At 65.3% G+C, this 15,829-nt stretch carries 14 protein-coding genes; 11 read left to right on the top strand and 3 right to left on the bottom strand.

Annotation, left to right across the window (positions count from 1 at the left end; all coding sequences use genetic code 11):
• Positions 1-75: 75 nt before the first annotated feature.
• The 5 genes from gcvPA to E2E30_RS10715 all read left to right on the top strand — a co-directional run bounded on the left by gcvPA (position 76) and on the right by E2E30_RS10715 (position 5,844).
• Positions 76-1,434 carry an aminomethyl-transferring glycine dehydrogenase subunit GcvPA gene (gcvPA, locus tag E2E30_RS10735; RefSeq protein ID WP_133189655.1) on the top strand — a complete coding sequence of 453 codons (1,359 nt, stop codon included), beginning with the start codon at positions 76-78 and terminating at the stop codon, positions 1,432-1,434.
• Positions 1,431-2,999 carry an aminomethyl-transferring glycine dehydrogenase subunit GcvPB gene (gene gcvPB, locus E2E30_RS10730; RefSeq protein ID WP_133189653.1) on the top strand — a complete coding sequence of 523 codons (1,569 nt, stop codon included), beginning with the start codon at positions 1,431-1,433 and terminating at the stop codon, positions 2,997-2,999. The genes gcvPA and gcvPB overlap by 4 nt, the downstream gene beginning before the upstream one ends.
• 12 nt (positions 3,000-3,011) lie before the next feature.
• On the top strand, positions 3,012-3,515 hold the full coding sequence (locus E2E30_RS10725) for a DUF1453 family protein (RefSeq protein ID WP_133189651.1): 504 nt from the start codon (positions 3,012-3,014) through the stop codon (positions 3,513-3,515).
• Entirely contained in the window at positions 3,512-4,135 is a 624-nt protein-coding gene (locus tag E2E30_RS10720; protein WP_133189649.1) for a DUF938 domain-containing protein, read from the top strand. Before E2E30_RS10725 ends, E2E30_RS10720 begins: the two co-directional genes overlap by 4 nt.
• A 176-nt stretch (positions 4,136-4,311) precedes the next feature.
• Positions 4,312-5,844: an aminoacyl--tRNA ligase-related protein gene (locus E2E30_RS10715; protein WP_133189647.1), complete on the top strand. Its 1,533-nt coding sequence runs from the start codon at positions 4,312-4,314 to the stop codon at positions 5,842-5,844.
• A gap of 147 nt (positions 5,845-5,991) precedes the next feature.
• On the opposite strand, the gene trhO is transcribed toward E2E30_RS10715, so the two are convergent.
• The 3 genes from trhO to glpD form a co-directional block, all read right to left on the bottom strand.
• Positions 5,992-6,924 carry an oxygen-dependent tRNA uridine(34) hydroxylase TrhO gene (gene trhO / locus E2E30_RS10710; protein ID WP_133189645.1) on the bottom strand — a complete coding sequence of 311 codons (933 nt, stop codon included), beginning with the start codon at positions 6,922-6,924 and terminating at the stop codon, positions 5,992-5,994.
• Positions 6,925-7,079: 155 nt separating this feature from the next.
• Entirely contained in the window at positions 7,080-8,144 is a 1,065-nt protein-coding gene (locus tag E2E30_RS10705) for an NAD(P)-dependent alcohol dehydrogenase (RefSeq protein ID WP_133189643.1), read from the bottom strand.
• Positions 8,145-8,208: 64 nt separating this feature from the next.
• Positions 8,209-9,699, bottom strand: a complete 1,491-nt coding sequence (gene glpD / locus E2E30_RS10700) for a glycerol-3-phosphate dehydrogenase (protein WP_133189641.1) — start codon at positions 9,697-9,699, stop codon at positions 8,209-8,211.
• Positions 9,700-9,962: 263 nt separating this feature from the next.
• Here glpD and rpsL point away from each other — a divergent pair, with 263 nt between their 5' ends.
• From rpsL to rplC, 6 genes are all read left to right on the top strand, one after another.
• Positions 9,963-10,334 (top strand): 30S ribosomal protein S12, encoded by a 372-nt coding sequence (gene rpsL / locus E2E30_RS10695; protein WP_019516007.1) that lies wholly within the window; start codon positions 9,963-9,965, stop codon positions 10,332-10,334.
• A gap of 55 nt (positions 10,335-10,389) precedes the next feature.
• Entirely contained in the window at positions 10,390-10,860 is a 471-nt protein-coding gene (rpsG, locus tag E2E30_RS10690) for a 30S ribosomal protein S7 (protein ID WP_133189639.1), read from the top strand.
• Between the two features lie 80 nt (positions 10,861-10,940).
• Complete coding sequence (gene fusA, locus E2E30_RS10685; protein ID WP_133189637.1) at positions 10,941-13,037, top strand: elongation factor G; 2,097 nt, start codon at positions 10,941-10,943, stop codon at positions 13,035-13,037.
• 118 nt (positions 13,038-13,155) lie between these two features.
• A complete protein-coding gene (gene tuf / locus E2E30_RS10680) occupies positions 13,156-14,346 on the top strand; it encodes an elongation factor Tu (protein WP_010185493.1) in 1,191 nt (396 codons plus the stop codon).
• Positions 14,347-14,547: 201 nt separating this feature from the next.
• A complete protein-coding gene (rpsJ, locus tag E2E30_RS10675; protein WP_007406109.1) occupies positions 14,548-14,856 on the top strand; it encodes a 30S ribosomal protein S10 in 309 nt (102 codons plus the stop codon).
• A 216-nt stretch (positions 14,857-15,072) separates the two neighbouring features.
• A complete protein-coding gene (rplC, locus tag E2E30_RS10670; RefSeq protein ID WP_010185494.1) occupies positions 15,073-15,828 on the top strand; it encodes a 50S ribosomal protein L3 in 756 nt (251 codons plus the stop codon).
• Position 15,829: the final 1 nt, after the last annotated feature.

The following is a 15,829-nucleotide window of genomic DNA, read 5'->3' as shown; positions in this document are numbered from 1 at the left end:
GCTGCTGGGTTGTCTTGCCCGGCGCGTGATCCAAACCTAGCGGCCCCGGCCTTCGCCGGGGCGACGGGAATTCTGATGCGCTACCTGCCCCTGACCCAAATCGATCGCGACGCGATGCTCGGCGTGATCGGCGTCGCGACGATCGACGATCTGTTCGTCGACGTGCCCGAAGCCGCTCGCCTCGAGGGCCCGATCCCCGGCCTGCCGATGCATGCGAGCGAGATGGCGGTCGAACGCCACATGACCGCGCTGTCGCGGAAAAACCTCACCGCGGGGGAGGTGCCCTTCTTCCTCGGCTGCGGCGCGTACAAGCATCATGTGCCCGCTTCGGTCGATCACCTGATCCAGCGCGGCGAGTTCCTCACCGCCTACACGCCGTACCAGCCCGAGATCGCGCAGGGCACGCTGCAAATGCTGTTCGAGTTCCAGACCCAGGTCGCGCGCCTGCTCGGCACCGATGTCGCCAATGCTTCGATGTACGACGGCTCGACCGCCTGCTGGGAGGCGATCGGCATGGCGCGGCGCATCACCAAGCGCGGCAAGGCGCTCCTCTCGTCGGGGCTCCACCCACATTACGTCTCGGTCGCCAAGACGATGGCCAAGTTCACCGGCGACGCGCTCGAGACTTCGGCACCGACGCTCGGGGCAGATACCGATATCGACGCGCTGATCGCGGCGATCGACACCGACACGTCGTGCGTCGTGGTGCAATATCCCGACATTCTCGGCCGCATCGCCGATCTGAAGCCGCTCGCCGATGCGTGCCATGCCAACAAGGCGCTGCTGATCGCCGTCGTGACCGAGCCGGTCGCTTTGGGCGCGATCAAGGCGCCGGGTGAGATGGATGCCGATATCGTCGTGGGCGAGGGGCAGTCGCTCGGCGTCGGGCTGCAGTTCGGCGGGCCGTACGTTGGCCTGTTCGGCTGCAAGGAAAAGTACGTTCGCCAGATGCCGGGCCGGCTGTGCGGCGAGACGCTCGATGCCGACGGGCGCCGCGGTTTCGTGCTGACTCTGTCGACTCGCGAGCAGCACATCCGTCGCGAGAAGGCGACGTCGAACATCTGCACCAATAGCGGGCTGTGCGCGCTGGCGTTCTCGATCCACATGACCTTGCTCGGCGAGGCTGGCCTGCGCCAGCTCGCGGCGATCAACCATGCGGGCGCGGTGGCGGCGGCCGAGCGGCTGTCGCAGGTGCCGGGCGTCGAGCTCGTGACGACGCACTTCTTCAACGAATTCACGCTGAAACTGTCCAAGGAAGCACGCCCGATCGTGCGCACGCTCGCCGATCGCGGGATCCTTGCGGGCGTGTCGCTCGGGCGGCTCTATCCGGGCGAGGATTCGCTGGCGAACGGCCTCGTCGTCGCCGTCACCGAGACGACCACCGCGGAGGACGTCGAAATCCTTGCCGCTGCGCTTCAGGAGGTACTGGCATGAGCATCAACGCAAGCGGATGGCGCCCCGAAGCGCCGATCTCGGGCGGTAAGGCTGCGCCTACAACCACCGGCAACAAGGCACTGATGCTGGAGGAAGCGCTGATCTTCGAGATCGGCGATACGACGACTACCGGTGTCGACCTTGTCGAACCCGTCGCCGCCACCTCGCGGCTGGGCGACCTGGCCCGTACCGCGCCGATCGGCCTTCCTGGTTTGTCCGAGCCCGAGACCGTCCGCCACTACACGCGCCTGTCGCGCCAGAATTACGGGATCGACCTCGGCTTCTTCCCGCTCGGCTCGTGCACGATGAAGCACAATCCGCGCCTCAACGAGAAGATGGCGCGGCTCCCCGGTTTCGCCGACATCCACCCGCTCGCGCCGGTGCAGAGCGTGCAGGGCGCGCTCGAGGTGATCCAGCAGCTCGCGCACTGGCTCGTCACGCTCACCGGCATGGACTCGGTCGCGATGAGCCCCAAGGCGGGCGCGCATGGCGAGCTGTGCGGCGTGCTGGCGATCCGCGCCGCGCTCGAAGCGCGCGGGGAGGGGCATCGCAAGATCATCCTCGTCCCCGAGAGCGCGCACGGCACCAACCCGGCGACCGCGGCGTTCGCCGGCTACAGCGTCGAGGACATCCCGGCGACCGCCGACGGCCGCGTCGATACCGAGAAGCTGATCGCGCGACTCGGCCCCGACGTGGCGGGCGTGATGATCACCAACCCCAACACCTGTGGCCTGTTCGAGCGCGACATGCGCGTGATCTCGGACGCGGTGCATGCGGCGGGCGGTCTGGTCTATTGCGACGGCGCGAACTTCAACGCGATCGTCGGGCGCGTGCGGCCGGGCGATCTCGGCATCGATGCGATGCACATCAACCTGCACAAGACCTTCTCGACCCCGCATGGCGGCGGCGGGCCAGGCTCGGGGCCGGTGGTGTTCTCGAAGGCGCTCAGCCCCTTCGCGCCGCTGCCGTTCGTCGAGAAGACCGACGACGGCTTCCACCTCGTCGAGGAGGAAACCGCGGGCGAGCATCATGCCGGCGCGTTCGGCCGGATGGTCGCGTTCCATGGGCAGATGGGGATGTTCACCCGCGCGCTGACGTACATTCTCAGCCACGGCGCCGATGGGCTGCGGCAGGTGTCGGAAGATGCGGTGCTCAACGCGAACTATATCCTGCGCAGTCTCGACTCGACGCTCGAGGCGCCGTTCGGTGGTTCGGGGCCTTGCATGCACGAGGCCTTGTTCTCGGATAATGGCCTTGCCGACGGCTTCTCGACGATCGACGTCGCCAAGGGGCTGATCGACGAGGGCTTCCATCCGATGACGATGTACTTCCCGCTCGTCGTCCACGGCGCGATGCTGATCGAGCCGACCGAGACCGAATCGAAGGCCGCGCTCGACCAGTTCATCGTGGCGCTCCGCTCGGTCGCCGAGCGGGCCAAGGCGGGCGACGTCAGCCTCAAGTCCGCGCCGCATTTCGCGCCGCGCAGCCGGCTCGACGAAACGCTGGCGGCGCGCAAGCCGATACTGGTATGGAAGGACCCGGGACTCGCGCAAGCCGCGGAATAACGGGGGGAATATATGCAGATGCATCAGGTTCAGGCCAGCTGGCAGCAATATGCCATCATGGCCGTGGTCTTCGTCATCGTCTTTGCGATCCGCGGACGGAGCCTGATGCGCGTGCGGCCGCTCAAGATCGAGCAATTGTGGATCGTGCCGGCGGTCTATGCGCTGGTCGTCGCCTATCTGTTCGTCCGCTTCCCGCCGAGCGCGCTCGGTTGGGCCGTCTCGGCGCTCGGTCTGGTGGTCGGCGGGGCGATCGGCTGGCAGCGCGGCAAGACGATGCGGATCCATCTCGATCCAGCAACCGGGCTGCTGATGCAGAAGGGCTCGATCTGGGCGCTGGCGATCATCGTCGTGCTGATCGCGGTCAAGACCGTCGCGCAGGCCGAGGGCAGCGCGCTCCATTTCGACGTCAGCGTGCTGGTCGACGGGCTGGCGGCGCTGTCGCTCGGCATCTTCGCGGTGCAGCGGCTGGAGATGTACCTGCGCGCCAAACGCCTGCTCGAAGGCGCCCCCGCTTGAGCGAGCCGTGGATCCCGGCCGAGGCGGGCGTCGAGGCGCGGCGCCATGCGCCGGCAACCTTACGCAACCGGATGACGATTGCGGACACGCTGCGCGGCGTGTTGCCGTTGTCGGGGAGCGTGCTCGAGATCGCGAGCGGATCGGGCGAGCATGCAGCCTATTTTGCCGGGGAGTTTCCCGCGCTCGACTGGCAGCCGAGCGACCCCGATGCCGCTGCGCGCGTGTCGATCGCGGCGTGGTGCGAGGGGATCGAGAACGTCCTGCCGCCGCTCGAGATCGATGCGGCCGCCGCTGCGTGGCCGGTCGACCGCGCTGACGCGGTGCTGTGCATCAACATGGTGCATATCAGCCCGTGGGAAGCGACGCTCGGGCTGATGGCGGGCGCGGCACGGCTGCTTCCGGCAGGAGCGCCGCTGATCCTGTATGGCCCGTTTCTCCAGTATGACGTGCCGACGGCGGAGAGCAATCTGGCGTTCGACGAGTCGCTCCGCGCGCGTGATCCGCGGTGGGGGATTCGCTCGGTCGATGCGGTACGCGAGGCCGCTGCGGGGTTCGTGCGCGAGCAGACGATAGCGATGCCCGCGAACAATCTGCTGCTGGTGTTTCGGCGCGCCGGTTAGCTAACGCGCCCGTCCGGTCGCCCCGAGCGTGCGGAAAGCCTGCGCTCGACTCCCGCGCGCTCGCGCGGGGAGGGCAGGGCTTCGACAGGCTCAGCCCGAACGGAGGTGGGGCCGCCGGCCCGGATCGAGATCACCCGGGGGTGACGCCGCCGCTTCTCCGCGCTATCCGCGCCAGCATGATCAAGCATGCACTCCCCGTCACCCGCGAGGCCGATTTCTCGGCCTGGTACCAGTCCGTCATCGCGGAGGCCGATCTCGCCGAGGAATCGGGCGTGCGCGGCTGCATGGTCATCCGGCCGTGGGGCTATGGCATCTGGGAGCGCATCCAGCGCTTGCTCGATGACCGGATCAAGGCGACCGGCCACGAGAATTGCTATTTTCCGCTGTTCATCCCGCTCTCCTATTTCGAGAAGGAAGCCGATCACGTCGAAGGCTTCGCCAAGGAAATGGCGGTCGTCACGCATCACCGGCTGGTGAGCGACGGCAAGGGCGGGTTGATGCCCGACCCGACCGCCAAGCTCGAGGAGCCGCTCGTCGTGCGCCCGACTTCGGAGACGGTGATCGGCGCGGCGTTCGCGCGCTGGGTGCAGTCGTGGCGCGACCTGCCGGTACTGATCAACCAATGGGCCAATGTGGTGCGCTGGGAGATGCGCACGCGGATGTTCCTGCGCACCAGCGAGTTCCTTTGGCAGGAGGGACACACCGCGCACGCGACGGCTGAAGAGGCGCGCGAAGAGACGCTCAAGATGCTCGAAGTCTATCGCAGCTTCGCCGAGGATTGCCTCGCGCTGCCGGTGGTGGCGGGCGAGAAGCCCGAGAACGAGCGCTTCCCCGGCGCAGTTTCGACCTACAGCATCGAGGCGATGATGCAGGACGGCAAGGCGCTCCAGGCGGGCACCTCGCACTTCCTCGGCACCAATTTCGCGGCTGCGCAGGACATCAAGTTCCAGAATTCGGAAGGCGTGTTCGAGCTCGCCAACACGACGAGCTGGGGCGTGTCGACGCGGATGATCGGCGGCGTGATCATGGTCCACGGCGACGACGACGGCCTGCGCGTGCCGCCGCGGATCGCGCCGTGGCAGGTGGTGATCGTGCCGATGCTGCGCGAAAGCCCTGAGGACGCAGCGCTGATCGACTATTGCAAGGCGCTCCAGGCCGAGCTTGCGCAGCAATCGGCGCTCGGCGAACCGGTGCGCGCGCTGCTCGACCTCAAGTTCGGCAAGGCCGCGACCAAGCGCTGGGGCTGGGTCAAGAAGGGCGCGCCGGTCGTGATCGAAGTCGGCGGGCGCGACATGGCGGGCGGCAACGTCTCGGTGATCCGCCGCGACCGGCTGTACCGCGCCGACGGCAAGCTCGACAGCGCGATCGTCGCGCAGGGCGATTTCGTCGCTTCGGTCTCGGCGACGTTGAGTGAGATCCAGGCGTCGCTCCACAGCGAGGCGCGTGCGCGGCTCGAGGCGAGCATCGTTCCGGGTGCTGATTTCGCGGCGCTCGAGACGCATTTCGCCGAGGGCGTGAAGAACCCGGGCTGGCTCGAAGTGCAATGGTCGAAGCCGACCGGCGCAGCGCTCGACGGTGTCGTGGAGCGGCTCAAGAAGCTCAAGCTCACCATCCGCAACGCACCGATGGCGCAGGGCGCGATCGACGGCACTTGCGTCTTCACGGGCGAGCCTGCGGTCGAGCGGGTGCTGATCGGGCGGTCGTACTGAGGCTTCAGCGTTGCGAAAGCGCGAAATCCGGTTCCCCGGCGAAGGCCGGGGCCCAGTCGTGATGGCTACCGTCATCGCGCGCGACGCCAGCGTTGACCGCCCGCGACTGGGCCCCGGCCTTCGCCGGGGAACAGCACCCTGTTGAGTCTAGAGCTTCTCGAACGAAGCCCCGACATGCGCTTCGCCGCGGGCTTCGGCGAGCTTGACCTGGCGGTGGCGCTCGGCGGCGGAGGCGCGCTTGGTTGCGTCGATCGTCTCGGCGCAGGCCGGGCAGGCGACGCCATCCTCATAGAGCGGCGATAGGCGGTCCTCCAGGCTGACCGGCATCCGGCAGCCGCGGCACAGTGCATGCGTTCCCGGTGCGAGGCCATGGCCGACCGCGACGCGCTCGTCGAAGACGAAGCATTCGCCCTGCCAGCGGCTCTCGGACTCGGGCACGTCCTCGAGATATTTCAGGATGCCGCCGTCGAGGTGATAGACCTCGCCGAGACCCTCGGCCTTGAGGAAGGCGGTCGATTTCTCGCAGCGGATGCCGCCGGTGCAGAACATCGCGATCTTCTTGCCCTCGAGCTCGGCGCGGTGCGCGCGCGCCCAGGCGGGGAAATCGCTGAAGCTTGCGGTCTCCGGGTCGATCGCGCCGGCGAAGGTGCCGACCTTCACTTCATACGCGTTGCGGGTGTCGATCACGACTGTGTCGGGCGAGTCGATCAGCGCGTTCCAGTCGGCGGGTTTGACATAGGTGCCGACGCCGCCGAGCGGGTCGATGTCGGGTTCGCCCATCGTCACGATCTCGCGCTTGAGGCGGACCTTGAGGCGGTGGAACGGCATCGTTTCCGCGTGGCTGTATTTGGGGGCGAGCTCGCCGCAGTCGGGAAGGGTGCGGATGTGCGCGACGACGGCGGCGATGCCGGCTTCTGGCCCGGCGATCGTGCCGTTGATGCCTTCCTGCGCCAGCAGCAGCGTGCCGCGCACGCCATTGGCGGAGCAGAGATCGAGCAGCGGCTGACGGAGCCCCGCCGGATCGGGGAAGCGCGCGAAGCGGTAGAGCGCGGCGACGGTGATGGGGGAGGGGGCAGTCATGGCACGGCCCCTCTAACGCGTTTCAGGCACTAGGTGAACAACACCCATCCGTTCGCCCTAAGCCTGTCGAAGGGCCCTCGCCACAGGCAACGCGGGCCACGGGAGGGCTGCCCTTCGACAAGCTCAGGGCGAACGGGTGGGGGAAGCAGGCTGGGTTACGCCGCCTTCAACGACTCCATGTCGATGACGAAGCGATACTTCACGTCGCTCTTGATCATCCGGTCATAGGCGGTGTCGATGTTCTGGATATCGATCATCTCGATATCAGCGGTCAGGCCGTGCTTGACGCAGAAATCGAGCATTTCCTGCGTCTCCTGGATCCCGCCGATCAGCGAGCCCGCGATCGAGCGACGCTTGAACACCATCGCGCCGATGCTCGGCGAGGGATGCGGCGTCTCGGGGACGCCGACCAGCGTCATCGTGCCGTCGCGCTTGAGCAGGTTGAGGAACGGGTCGAGATCGTGGCTTGCCGCAACGGTGTTGAGGATGAAGTCGAAGCTGTTGGCATGTTCGCCCATCGCGGTTTCGTCCTTCGACACGATCAGGTCGGTCGCGCCCAGCCGCTTGGCATCCTCGCGCTTGCTCGGCGAGGTGCTGAAGACATAGACGTCGGCACCCATTGCCTTGGCGATCTTGACGCCCATGTGACCGAGACCGCCGAGACCGACGATGCCGACCTTCTGGCCCGGACCGACCTTCCAGTGGTGCAGCGGCGAATAGGTGGTGATGCCCGCGCACAGCAGCGGGGCGACGGCGGCGAGATCGGCCTCGTCATGCCCGACCTTGAGCACGAAATCCTGCTTCACGACGATATGGTCGGAATAGCCGCCGAAGGTGTAGCCGCCCGAGCGCGTGTCCGGCGCGTCATAGGTGCCGACGAAACCCGTGGTCTCGCAATATTGCTCCTCGCCGTCGGTGCACGACGGGCAATGGCCGCAGCTGTCGACCATGCAGCCGACGCCGGCGAGATCGCCGACCGCGAACTTGGTGACGTCGCTGCCGACCGCCGAGACGCGGCCGACGATCTCATGGCCGGGGACGCACGGATAATTGACCGAGCCCCACTCGCCGCGCGCGGTGTGGAGGTCGGAATGGCAGACCCCGCAGAACAGGATGTCGATCGCGACGTCGTCGGCGAGCAGGTCGCGCCGCTCGAACGAAAAAGGCGCGAAGGGCGCGTCGGCGGATGGCGCCGCGAACGCGTGGGCGGTGGTGGTCATGGGGGAGTCCTCGGATTTGGAAACGGAATGTCGAGGCCCTCAAGATCGGGTTGTGTACCGCTCGTTACAAGGCGCCTTGCTGCACTGCGGCAGAAAAGAGCCGATCCCAATGCTCGGCAAAACGCGCCTGCGCGGCATCGGACAAGTGAAGTCCGAGCTTGCTGCGACGTTTGAGCACATCGTCGGGGGTGCGCGCCCATTCGCGGTCGTGGAGCCAGCGCGCCTCGACTTCGGTCAGGCCACCGCCGAGGTCCGGCCCGAGCTCGTCGGCGCTCGTCACGTCGGCCAGCAGCTCGGCCAGCATCGCGCCATAGGCGTGCGCCATCCGCTCGGCGCGGGCATCGCCGAGGAACGGCCATGTCGCGCGCACGCTTGCGAGGAAGGTATCGAAATCGGCAATCGCGCCGCCGGGGAAAACGCGCGCGCGGCTCACCGGGTGCGCGGTGAAGCCCATCGGCATCGCGAGCTTCTCCATCGCTTCCTCGGCGAGATGGCGTGCGGTGGTGATCTTGCCGCCGAAGATCGAGAGCAGGGGCGGGCCATTGGTGTCGAGCTCGAGCACATAGTCGCGCGTCACCGCCTTCGCCTCGCTCGCGCCATCGTCGTAGAGCGGGCGCACGCCCGACCAGGTCGAGGTGACGTCGGCGGGGGTGATCTGCTTGCTGAAGTGGAGGTTCACCGCGTCGCAGAGATAGGCGATCTCGGCATCGTCGATCTTGGCGTCCTCGGGCGCATCGACCGGGATGTCGGTCGTGCCGATCTCGGTGAACTCGCCCTGATAGGGGATGGCGAAAACGATGCGGCGGTCGGGCTGCTGGAGGATGTACGAATGCGTCCCCTCGAACAGCTTGGGGACGACGATATGGCTGCCCTTGACCAGCCGCACGCCCGACGCGGCGTTGACGCCGAGCTTGCCGAGCATCTGGTGGACCCACGGGCCTGCCGCGTTGACCATCGCGCGAGCGCTTACCGTGCTGCCATCGGAGAGCGCGGCCTGCCACAGCCCATACTCGCGCCGTGCCGACTCGACTGCGGTGCCGACTCGCACGTCGGCGCCGTTGGCGGCGGCATCGATCGCGTTGAGCACGGTCAGCCGCGCATCGTCGACGAACGCGTCCGAATAGACGAACCCGGTCGCCGCACCCTTGAGCGGCGCGAGATAGGCGGTGTCGGTCTTGCGCAGCCCGCGCGAGCGCGCCAGCGTCATCTTGCCGCCGAGGAAATCGTAGAGGTAGAGCCCGAGCCGAACCATCCACCATGGCCGCACCGCATTGGTCTGCGGCAGCACGAAGCGCATCGGATGGATGATGTGCGGCGCCGCCTTCACCAGCCGCTCGCGTTCGCGCAGCGCCTCGGCGACGAGCTTGAACTCGTAATATTCCAGATAGCGCAGGCCACCATGGATCAGCTTGGTCGAGGCCGACGAGGTATGCGCGGCAAGATCGTCGCGCTCGACCAGCAGCACGCTGAGCCCTAAGAGGGATGCTTCGCGCGCGATCGCGCAGCCGTTGATCCCGCCGCCGACGATGAGCAGGTCATAGGGTGATGGTGTCATGCGACTGGCCTTACCAGCATGATCGGCCCATCGGAAGCGCCGAAGATTGCAGCGGTGCGCGGTTGACCCAAACCGAGTCGCATTGTATGCGCACCCCCGCTCGACCGGAGTTTTGCTCCGGGACGGTGCTTGAACATTGCTGGATGCATTCCAGGGCCCGGTGGCGGTTTCGCTGCCAACGGCCCTTTTTGTATTCCCCGAATTGTTCTGGGGGGGCGTCAAGGCTCCAGCAAAGTAACCAACAGTCAAGGTGAAGAGATTCAATGCCGACAATCAACCAGCTGGTCCGCAAGGGCCGCGATCCGCAGAAGGCCAAGTCCAAGGTCCCTGCAATGGAGCAGAACCCGCAGAAGCGCGGCGTTTGCACCCGCGTCTACACGACGACCCCGAAGAAGCCGAACTCGGCGCTGCGCAAGGTGGCCAAGGTTCGCCTGACCAACCAGCGCGAAGTCATCAGCTACATCCCGGGCGAGGGTCACAACCTGCAGGAGCACTCGGTCGTGCTGATCCGCGGCGGTCGCGTTCGCGATCTTCCCGGCGTGCGCTACCATGTCCTGCGCGGTGTCCTCGATACACAGGGTGTCAAGGATCGTCGCCAGTCGCGTTCCAAGTACGGCGCCAAGCGTCCGAAGTAAGCCGGTCGGCTCGATAGCCGATCATCGAATGGCTGAAGTTTAGAAGGAAATTGAAATGGCACGTCGTCGTCGCCCAGAAAAGCGTATCATCCTCCCCGATCCTAAGTACGGTGATGAGGTCCTCTCGAAGTTCATGAACTCGGTTATGCTCGACGGTAAGAAGTCGGTCGCAGAACTGATCGTGTACGGCGCGATGGAAACCGTCGAAGCCCGTGCGAAGAAGGATCCCGTCGCGGTGTTCCATGACGCGCTCACCAACGTGAAGCCCGGCATCGAAGTCCGTAGCCGCCGTGTCGGTGGTGCGACCTATCAGGTCCCGGTCGAAGTGCGCCCCGAGCGCGCCCAGGCTCTGGCGATTCGCTGGTTGATCTCGGCTGCCCGTGCGCGCAGCGAGAACACCATGTCGGCCCGCCTCTCGGGTGAGCTGATGGACGCCGCCAACAACCGCGGCAACGCGGTCAAGAAGCGCGAAGACACGCACCGCATGGCCGAGGCCAACCGCGCGTTCTCGCACTACCGCTGGTAAGCTAGCGCTCGCTGCAATCGTAACCTATATCGTGGGGAGCCGGACCATCCGGCTCCCCACATCGCTAAGGAAGCACTGACATGGCCCGCAGCCATCCGCTCGAACGCTATCGCAACATCGGCATCATGGCGCACATCGACGCCGGCAAGACGACGACGACCGAGCGTATCCTCTATTACACCGGCAAGTCCTACAAGATCGGCGAAGTGCATGAAGGCACCGCGACGATGGATTGGATGGAGCAGGAGCAGGAGCGCGGGATCACGATCACGTCGGCTGCGACGACCTGCAAGTGGCGCGCCAGCGAAGGCAAGGGCGAAGAGCACCTGATCAACATCATCGACACCCCGGGCCACGTCGACTTCACGATCGAAGTCGAGCGTTCGCTCCGCGTGCTCGATGGCGCGGTTGCGTGCTTCGACGGCGTTGCCGGCGTCGAGCCGCAGTCCGAGACCGTCTGGCGCCAGGCTGAAAAGTACAAAGTGCCGCGGATGTGCTTCGTCAACAAGCTCGACCGCACCGGCGCCGACTTCTATTTCTGCGTCCAGTCGATCATCGATCGCCTCGGTGCGCGTCCGGCCGTGCTGTATCTCCCGATCGGCATGGAAGGCGGCTTCAAGGGCCTCGTCGACCTCGTCGAGAACCGTGCGATCATCTGGCTCGAAGAGAGCCTCGGCGCGAAGTTCGAATATGCCGAGATCCCCGAGGATCTCGTCGAGAAGGCCGCCAAGTATCGCAGCGACCTGATCGAAATGGCTGTCGAGCAGGACGACGCGCTGATGGAAGCGTATCTCGAGGGCAACGAGCCTTCGACCGCCGACCTGAAGAAGCTGATCCGCAAGGGCACGCTCAACTTCTCGTTCGTGCCGGTCGTTTGCGGTTCGGCGTTCAAGAACAAGGGCGTTCAGCCGTTGCTCGACGCCGTCGTCGACTATCTGCCTTCGCCGCTCGACGTTCCGGCCATCCAGGGCCTCAAGCTCGACGGCACGACCGTCGACGAGCGTCCTTCGTCGGATGAAGCGCCGTTCTCGGCGCTTGCGTTCAAGATTATGAACGATCCGTTCGTGGGTACGCTGACCTTCGCGCGCATCTACTCGGGCAAGCTCGAGACCGCGTCGCAGGTCACGAACTCGGTCAAAGACAAGAAGGAAAAGGTCGGTCGCATGCTGCTGATGCATGCGAACGAGCGCGAGGACATCCAGGTGGCCTATGCCGGCGACATCGTCGCTCTGGCGGGCCTCAAGGACACCACGACGGGCGATACGCTCTGCGCGATGAACGCTCCGATCATCCTCGAGCGGATGGAATTCCCCGAGCCCGTGATCGAGCTCTCGGTCGAGCCCAAGACCAAGGCTGACCAGGAGAAGATGGGCGTCGCGCTCAATCGTCTCGCACGCGAAGATCCGTCGTTCCGCGTTTCGTCGGACGCCGAGTCGGGCCAGACCATCATCAAGGGCATGGGCGAGCTCCATCTCGAGATCCTGGTCGACCGCATGAAGCGCGAGTTCAAGGTCGAGGCAAACGTCGGCGCGCCGCAGGTGGCTTACCGCGAATATCTCGGCAAGCCGGTCGACGTCGACTACACGCACAAGAAGCAGTCGGGTGGTACCGGCCAGTTCGGTCGCGTGAAGGTCAAGGTCACGCCGGGCGAGCGCGGTTCGGGCATCGTCTTCAAGGACGAGATCAAGGGCGGTAATATTCCGAAGGAATATATCCCGGCGATCGAGAAGGGCTTCCGCGAGACGGCGGCTACGGGCTCGCTGGTCGGCTTCCCGATCATCGATTTCGAGATCCTCGTCTATGACGGCGCCTACCATGACGTCGACTCGTCGGCGCTGGCGTTCGAAATCTGTGCGCGTGGCGCGATGCGTGAAGTCGCGCAGAAGGCCGGCATCAAGCTGCTCGAGCCGATCATGAAGGTCGAAGTCGTGACCCCGGAAGATTATCTGGGCGACGTCATCGGCGACATGAACAGCCGTCGTGGCCAGATCCAGGGCACCGATACGCGCGGCAACGCGCAGTCGGTGGACGCGATGGTCCCGCTGGCGAACATGTTCGGCTATGTGAACGCGCTCCGCTCGTTCACCCAGGGCCGCGCGAACTACTCGATGCAGTTCTCGCATTACGAAGAAGTCCCGGCGAACGTCGCGGACGAGGTCAAGGCAAAGCTGGCGTAATTGCAAGCCCTGGCGCCCGGTTGGGCGCTAGGGCTAGCGTATCCCGAAATAGGTCGCTATGGGCCCGCGTTCGCGTGGAGCTCTGAAGGCCGCGAGCGAATCAATAAGGTAGGAAATCATGGCGAAAGCAAAGTTCGAGCGGAACAAGCCGCATCTCAACATCGGCACGATCGGCCATGTCGATCATGGCAAGACGTCGCTCACGGCTGCGATCACCAAGGTGCTCGCCGAGACCGGTGGCGCCACGTTCACCAGCTATGCCAACATCGACAAGGCTCCCGAAGAGCGCGAGCGCGGCATCACCATCTCGACCGCACACGTCGAGTATGAGACGCTGGCACGTCACTACGCGCACGTCGATTGCCCGGGTCACGCCGATTATGTGAAGAACATGATCACCGGCGCAGCCCAGATGGACGGCGCGATCCTCGTCGTTTCGGCGACCGACGGCCCGATGCCGCAGACCCGCGAGCACATCCTGCTCGCACGCCAGGTCGGCGTGCCGACGATGGTCGTGTTCATGAACAAGGTCGATCTCGTCGACGACGAGGAAATCCTCGAGCTGGTCGAGATGGAAATCCGCGAGCTTCTCTCGAAGTACGATTTCGACGGCGACAACATCCCCGTCATCCGCGGTTCGGCTGTTGCAGCTCTGAACGACACCACGCCTGAGATCGGCCATGACGCCGTCCTCAAGCTGATGGAAGCTGTCGACACGTACCTGCCGCAGCCCGAGCGTCCGCTCGACAAGCCGTTCATGATGCCGATCGAGGACGTGTTCTCGATCTCGGGTCGTGGTACGGTCGTCACCGGCCGCGTCGAGACCGGCATCGTCAAGGTTGGCGAGGAAGTCGAGATCGTCGGCATCAACGACACGCGCAAGACCACGGTCACCGGCGTCGAAATGTTCCGCAAGCTGCTCGACTCGGGCCAGGCTGGCGACAACATCGGCGCGCTGATCCGCGGCGTTGGTCGTGAAGAAGTCGAGCGTGGCCAGGTCCTCTGCAAGCCCGGCTCGATCAAGCCGCACACGGCGTTCTCGTCGGAAGTCTACGTGCTGTCGAAGGACGAGGGTGGCCGTCACACGCCGTTCTTCGCCAACTACCGCCCGCAGTTCTACTTCCGCACGACCGACGTCACCGGCACCGTCGAGCTGCCTGAGGGCACCGAAATGGTCATGCCTGGCGACAACATCGCGCTCGGCGTCAAGCTGATCGCACCGATCGCCATGGACGTCGGCCAGCGCTTCACGATCCGCGAAGGCGGCCGTACCGTTGGTTCGGGCATCGTCTCGGGCATTTCGGCCTAAATTTTCTAGCAATAGAAAAAAGTGCAGCCCGCGCCTCGATGAGAGGCGCGGGCTGTTGCTTTTTATGGAAGGGCCCTGTAGTGGCCCGCCTCCAGTTTTGGTTTTAATCAGTAGAGGCGGCCATTCAGCCGTCATCCCCGGCGCGAGATGCCGGGATGACGAATGGGTGAGTTGCCCCGCTCTTTCGCATCGGTAGGGACTATGGACAGCAATATCCGCATTCGTCTGAAGGCATTCGATCATCGCGTGCTCGACCAGGCTACCGGCGACATCGCCGACACTGCCCGCCGCACCGGCGCGCTCATCCGTGGCCCCATTCCGTTGCCGACGCGCATCGAGAAGTTCACGGTCAACCGCGGCCCGCACATCGACAAGAAGTCGCGCGAGCAGTTCGAGGTCCGTACCTACAAGCGCATGCTCGACATCGTTCAGCCGACCCCGCAGACGGTCGACGCGCTGATGAAGCTCGACCTCGCCGCAGGCGTTGACGTCGAGATCAAGCTGGCTTAAAGGCCGCTCCTCTACGAGATTCGGTGCCGCTTTCGGCGGCATCAAATAGACGGGATACCGCCGGAATTATCCGGGTCTGCGTCCCCCGACACGCTCCACCGCCAACGCGGGGAGCACCAGCCCGGGTCGGGGCCGCAGTATAAAATGAGTTTGGGCTGAGTACGCACCCTTCGGAATGGTCCGAGGGGTGCCTCTGCATTGAATGGAGCATTGATCATGCGCACTGGCGTGATCGCGAAAAAGATGGGGATGACCCGCTGGTTCCAGGACGACGGGCGCCATGTGCCCGTGACCGTTCTGGCACTGGAAAATCTGCAAGTTGTGGCCGTTCGCGAGGCCGATCGAGATGGGTATGTTGCAGTCCAGCTGGGCGCAGGTACCGCAAAAGCAAAGAATGTCGCCAAGCCGCAGCGCGGCCACTTCGGCAAGGCCGAAGTCGAGCCCAAGGCGAAGCTGGCGGAATTCCGCGTGAGCGATGATGCCGTGCTCGAAGTCGGCGCGACCATCTCTGCCGATCATTATGTTTCCGGCCAGATTGTCGATATCCAGGGCGTGACCCAGGGTAAGGGCTTCCAGGGCGGCATGAAGCGTTGGGGCTTCGGCGGTCTGCGCGCGACCCACGGCGTTTCGGTCTCGCACCGTTCGCTCGGTTCGACCGGTCAGCGCCAGGATCCGGGCAAGGTCTTCAAGAACAAGAAGATGGCCGGGCACATGGGCGACAAGAACCGCACCCAGCAGAACCTCGAAATCGTCTCGACCGACGTCGAGCGTGGCCTCATCTTCGTCAAGGGTTCGGTCCCTGGCTCGAAGGGCGGCTGGTTGCTGGTCAAGGATTCGGTCAAGGTCGCGCGTCACGCCGATGCGCCGTACCCCGCCGGCCTCCGCCAGGTTGCCAACACCAACGACACCGCTCCCGCCGAGACGCCTGCTGACGTCGCGACCGTGGACGCGACCGACGGCCAGGAGGGCTGAT

Origin of the sequence: Sphingomonas sp. AAP5 (assembly GCF_004354345.1) — a bacterium.
Lineage (GTDB): Bacteria > Pseudomonadota > Alphaproteobacteria > Sphingomonadales > Sphingomonadaceae > Sphingomonas > Sphingomonas glacialis.
This window is presented reverse-complemented; position numbering and strand designations above follow the sequence as displayed.

Bases quoted from the DNA above. Each gene is read 5' to 3' on its own strand.
- rpsG (WP_133189639.1), top strand. From the start codon at position 10,390: ATGGCACGTCGTCGTCGCCCAGAAAAGCGTATCATCCTCCCCGATCCT.
- rpsJ (WP_007406109.1), top strand. From the start codon at position 14,548: ATGGACAGCAATATCCGCATTCGTCTGAAGGCATTCGATCATCGCGTG.
- glpD (WP_133189641.1), bottom strand. From the start codon at position 9,699: ATGACACCATCACCCTATGACCTGCTCATCGTCGGCGGCGGGATCAAC.
- rplC (WP_010185494.1), top strand. From the start codon at position 15,073: ATGCGCACTGGCGTGATCGCGAAAAAGATGGGGATGACCCGCTGGTTC.
- trhO (WP_133189645.1), bottom strand. From the start codon at position 6,924: ATGACTGCCCCCTCCCCCATCACCGTCGCCGCGCTCTACCGCTTCGCG.
- E2E30_RS10705 (WP_133189643.1), bottom strand. From the start codon at position 8,144: ATGACCACCACCGCCCACGCGTTCGCGGCGCCATCCGCCGACGCGCCC.
- rpsL (WP_019516007.1), top strand. From the start codon at position 9,963: ATGCCGACAATCAACCAGCTGGTCCGCAAGGGCCGCGATCCGCAGAAG.
- fusA (WP_133189637.1), top strand. From the start codon at position 10,941: ATGGCCCGCAGCCATCCGCTCGAACGCTATCGCAACATCGGCATCATG.
- gcvPB (WP_133189653.1), top strand. From the start codon at position 1,431: ATGAGCATCAACGCAAGCGGATGGCGCCCCGAAGCGCCGATCTCGGGC.
- E2E30_RS10725 (WP_133189651.1), top strand. From the start codon at position 3,012: ATGCAGATGCATCAGGTTCAGGCCAGCTGGCAGCAATATGCCATCATG.
- E2E30_RS10715 (WP_133189647.1), top strand. From the start codon at position 4,312: ATGATCAAGCATGCACTCCCCGTCACCCGCGAGGCCGATTTCTCGGCC.
- tuf (WP_010185493.1), top strand. From the start codon at position 13,156: ATGGCGAAAGCAAAGTTCGAGCGGAACAAGCCGCATCTCAACATCGGC.
- gcvPA (WP_133189655.1), top strand. From the start codon at position 76: ATGCGCTACCTGCCCCTGACCCAAATCGATCGCGACGCGATGCTCGGC.